The organism is Streptomyces sp. CBMA123 (assembly GCF_014596465.1).
Classification (GTDB): Bacteria; Actinomycetota; Actinomycetes; order Streptomycetales; family Streptomycetaceae; genus Kitasatospora.
Window position 1 is genome coordinate 1 of the sequence record NZ_MECK01000355.1, and the last position, 4,496, is coordinate 4,496.

A 4,496-nucleotide genomic window follows, 5' to 3' on the forward strand; every position below is an offset into this window, starting at 1 on the left:
GCCGCAGCGGCAGCTGCTGGGCGCTCGCCGACAGCGCGGTGAACGCGGCCGCCGCCTGCGGCAGCAGCACCGCCGAGGGCCGGCCGCCCGCCGTCTCCAGCAGCGGCGCCTCGCCGACCAGCAGGGTCATCCGGTCCGCCAGCGCGTGCAGCCGGGCCGAGCGGAGCTCCTGGAGCACCGTGGAGTGCGCCCTGGTCCGGGCCAGGGTCAGCTGCCGGTCCAGCAGCGCCCGCGCCTTGGGGGCGCCGGCGTGCCCGGCCAGCATCCCCGTGCCCTCCGGATCGGTGCCGCTCAGCGAGTCCACCGCGCCCAGCAGCCGGGCCGAGCGGCGGACGTAACCGGGCTCCAGCGCCAACAGGTTGAGCAGCCAGCGCAGTTCGGTGCGCGACTCCTGCGCCCAGGCCTGTTCGAAGACGGCCCCGAAGGTGTGCAGCAGTCCGCCGACCCGCCGTACGGACCGCAGCAGGTCGGCGGTGCCGCTCGCCGGAACGGCCGCGGCCGAGCCCGGTCTGGCGCCGACCTCGCCCACCGCGAGCGGCAGGGCGCGCAGGAACGCCCCCGCCTGGGCGGTGAGATGGCGGGAAAGGATGTCCCCGGCGGTCTCCGTGGAGGCCGCCTGGGCCGTCATCGGCGCATCGGTCATGGCGTGGTAGATCCCCGTTCCCCCGGGGCCCTTCCCCGGGGCTGGTGGCCGACCGCCGGAGCACGTCCCCCCGGGGCCTCGGGGGCCCCGACCGCTCCGGCGGCTCGCATCAGTGGACGCGTCAGCGCGAGGTGGCGGCCCGGCGGCGCTGGCGCGAGTCGATCAGCAGGTCCTGGACGTGCCGCAGCGGCCGGCCCTCGGCGTCCTGCGAGTGGCGCTCCCAGGCACCGTCCGGTCCCAGGTGCCAGGACTCGGTCTCGGCCGAGACACCGAGGTCGATCAGTCCGGACAGTTCGGCGCGGTGCGCCGGGTCGGTGATCCGCAGCAGGGCCTCGATCCGGCGGTCCAGGTTGCGGTGCATCATGTCGGCGCTGCCGATCCACACCTCGGGATCGCCGTTGTTGCCGAACACGAAGATCCGGGAGTGCTCCAGGAAGCGCCCCAGGACGCTGCGCACCCGGATGTTCTCGCTGAGCCCCGGCACGCCCGGCCGGATCGCGCAGATCCCGCGCACCCAGACGTCCACCGGCACCCCGGCCTGCGAGGCCCGGTAGAGCGCGTCGATCACGGTCTCGTCGACGATCGAGTTGACCTTGATCTTCACGTACGCGGGCCGGCCCGCCCGGTGGTGGGCGATCTCGTTGTGGATCCGCGAGACCAGCCCGTCGCGCAGGCCGCGCGGGGCGGTCAGCAACCGGCGGTAGGACTCGCGGCGCGAGTAGCCGGACAACCGGTTGAACAGGTCCGAGAGGTCCGCGCCGACCTGCGGGTCGGAGGTGAGCAGACCGAGGTCCTCGTACAGCCGGGCCGTCTTCGGGTGGTAGTTGCCGGTGCCGACGTGCGAGTAGCGGCGCAGGGTGTCGCCCTCCTGGCGGACCACCAGCGACAGCTTGCAGTGGGTCTTCAGCCCGACCAGGCCGTAGACCACGTGGCAGCCGGACTCCTCCAGCTTGCGGGCCCACTTGATGTTGGCCTGCTCGTCGAAGCGCGCCTTGATCTCGACCAGCACCAGCACCTGCTTGCCGGACTCCGCCGCGTCGATCAGGGCGTCCACGATCGGCGAGTCGCCCGAGGTGCGGTAGAGCGTCTGCTTGATCGCCAGCACGTCCGGGTCGGCGGCGGCCTGCTCCAGGAAGGCCTGCACCGAGGTGGAGAAGCTGTCGTACGGGTGGTGCAGCAGCACGTCGCGCTCGCGCATCGCGACGAAGATGTCCGGCTGGGAGGCGGACTCGACGTCCGTCAGCCCGCGGGCCGTACCGGCCACGAACTTCGGGTACTTCAGCTCCGGCCGGTCCAGCTCGGCGATCCCGAACAGCCCGGTCAGGTCCAGCGGCCCGGGCAGCGGGAAGACCTCCGCCTCGGTGATGTTCAGCTCCCGCACCAGCAGGTCCAGGATGTAGGGGTCGATCGACTCCTCGACCTCCAGCCGGACGGGCGGGCCGAAGCGCCGCCGCATCAGCTCCTTCTCCAGGGCCTTGAGGATGTTCTCGGTGTCGTCCTCCTCCACCTCCAGGTCCTCGTTGCGGGTGACCCGGAAGGCGTGGTGCGCCAACACCTCCATCCCCGGGAAGAGCTCCTCCAGGTGCGCGCCCATCACGTCCTCCAGCGGGACGTAGCGCTGGGGCGAGGCCTCCAGGAAGCGGGCCAGCGACTGCGGCACCTTCACCCGGGCGAAGTGCTTGTGGCCGGACACCGGGTTGCGGACGACCACGGCCAGGTTGAGGGAGAGCCCCGATATGTAGGGGAAGGGGTGCGCCGGGTCGACCGCCAGCGGGGTCAGCACCGGGAAGATCTTCTGCCGGAACAGGGTGTGCAGCCGGGCCTGCTCCTTCTCGGCCAGCTCCGGCCAGCGGACCACCTCGATGCCCTCGGCGGCGAGGTCCGGCAGCACCTCCTGCTGGAAGGCGGCGGCATGACGGGCCATCAGCTCGCGCGACCTGGTCCAGATCAGGTCCAGCACCTCGCGCGGCTGGAGGCCGGACGCGCTGCGCTGGGCGACGCCGGTGGCGATCCGGCGCTTCAGACCGGCCACCCGGACCATGAAGAACTCGTCCAGGTTGCTGGCGAAGATCGCCAGGAACTTGGCCCGCTCCAGGAGCGGGATCCCCGGATCCTCGGCCAGTTCCAGGACGCGCTCGTTGAACGCCAGCCAGCTCCGCTCACGGTCCAGGAAGCGGCCCTGCGGCAGTGCTTCGAAATCCTGCTCGTCCGTGGTCGCCGGCTCCGGCGGGACGCCCAGCGCACCGGACATCCGGGCCGTGGGCGAGGGCGGGGCAGGGACGGGGCGGGGGATGCTCATGGGTTCCAGCTCCTCCAGCAGGACGGCGTCCGAACGCGAATGGCTCTGCGGGCCGTCGTCCTCGCCCCGGGTCGACCCCGGGGACAGCACCCACCCACCGGGCGCGGTCCGTACAGGACCGGCCGACGAAGGGCGGTCGACTCTGCACGAGCGAGACACTACGGACTTCATCCTGTGATCTTCGCGGCAGCAATTGAATCCACGGTAAACACCGCATGGCCAGGAGGAAAGCTGAGTCGGTCGGAGCAAGGGGTCGGCGGCCTTCCCCGCCCCTCGCCCGCGACCTCTCCGTTACCCCCGGGCCGCCCGTGGCCAGGGGGTGGGGACCACCCGGACGTGGCTGGGGAGGCGGGTCGTGGCTACGCGTGGGTGCCCGGCCGGACCGGCCGGTCCGCCTGGTACCGGGCGCGGTACATGAGGTCCACCTCGTGCACGGTGAATCCCAGTCGCTCGTACACCCGGACCGCGGCCGGGTTGTCGGCGTCGACGTAGAGGAGGACGGTCGCCAGTCCGCGCTCGCCGGCGCCTGACCCGGTCAGGTGACGCAGGCCGGCCGCGGTCAGCGCCCGGCCCAGACCGCTGCCCTGCTCGGCCGGGTCCACCCCGACGACGTAGACCTCGCCGAGCTCCGGCTCGGTGGCGGTGGCCGGGTGCACCTTCGTCCAGTGGAAGCCGACCACCCTGCCGTCCCGGGTCGCCAGGAAGAAGCCGGCCGGGTCGAACCAGGGCTCGGCGATCCGCTCCGCCAGGTCCTGCTCCGTCCAGGAGCCCTGCTCGGGGTGGTGGGCGAAGGCCAGGGCGTTCAGCCGCAGCCACTCGGCGTCGTCCTCCCCCGGGCGGAAGGTGCGGAGCTCGATGCCCTCGGGGACGGGCACGGCCTCGGTCTGCGGACCGGTGCGACGCATCTGCCGCAGCTCCCGGACCAGCTCGGCGCCGTACGCCTCGGCCAGGTGCCGGGCCGCCGGGTGACCGCCGTGCACCCAGAAGTCCACCGCGTCACGCCCGGCACCGTGCGCCTGCGCCAGGACGGCGTCGACCAGCGGGCGGGCCAGACCCCGGCCCCGGGCCGCCGGGTCGACCACCAGCTCGGCGGCCGGGTTGGCGGTCGCGGTGCCGGCGGCTGCGGTGTCGGCGCCCGTGGTCTCCGGCACCTCGAGCTGGCCGTAGCCGACGACGGACCCGCTCTCGCTCCCGATGACATGGGTGACACCCGGCCGGGCCGTCTCGGCGTTCCGCAGCCGGAGCCGGCCCTGCTCGGAGACGGCGGCCCGGCCGTCGACCGCCTGGGCCTCCGCCAGAACACGCAGGGCGCCGTCGCGCTGCTCGGGACGGAGCACGTTGTCCGCCATGACCGCTGTCTGATCGTCCATGCCCCGACGATACGTCAACGGAAATGCGAAAAGCCCCTGATCCGTAAGGATCAGGGGCTTTTCTGAAGAATTGTTCGGCGGCGTCCTACTCTCCCACAGGGTCCCCCCTGCAGTACCATCGGCGCTGTGAGGCTTAGCTTCCGGGTTCGGAATGTAACCGGGCGTTTCCCTCACGCTATGACCA

The 4,496-nt window shown here is 72.4% G+C and carries 3 protein-coding genes and 1 rRNA gene; all 4 read right to left on the reverse strand.

Features of this window, described 5'->3' with window-relative positions; translation table 11 throughout:
• A partial coding sequence (locus tag BG452_RS30320) for a CHAD domain-containing protein (protein ID WP_188307552.1) occupies window positions 1–643 on the reverse strand: 643 nt, incomplete at its 3' end.
• Window positions 644–764: 121 nt separating this feature from the next.
• Window positions 765–2,942, reverse strand: a complete 2,178-nt coding sequence (locus BG452_RS30325; RefSeq protein ID WP_223242943.1) for an RNA degradosome polyphosphate kinase — start codon at window positions 2,940–2,942, stop codon at window positions 765–767.
• A gap of 359 nt (window positions 2,943–3,301) precedes the next feature.
• Complete coding sequence (gene mshD, locus BG452_RS30330) at window positions 3,302–4,312, reverse strand: mycothiol synthase (RefSeq protein ID WP_188307553.1); 1,011 nt, start codon at window positions 4,310–4,312, stop codon at window positions 3,302–3,304.
• 72 nt (window positions 4,313–4,384) lie between these two features.
• Window positions 4,385–4,496: ribosomal RNA gene (rrf, locus tag BG452_RS30335) — 5S ribosomal RNA — on the reverse strand; the annotation flags it as partial.

What these genes read in the sequence shown, in the direction of transcription:
- BG452_RS30325 (WP_223242943.1), bottom strand. Translation starts at nt 2,942, where the DNA reads ATGAGCATCCCCCGCCCCGTCCCTGCCCCGCCCTCGCCCACGGCCCGG.
- mshD (WP_188307553.1), bottom strand. Translation starts at nt 4,312, where the DNA reads ATGGACGATCAGACAGCGGTCATGGCGGACAACGTGCTCCGTCCCGAG.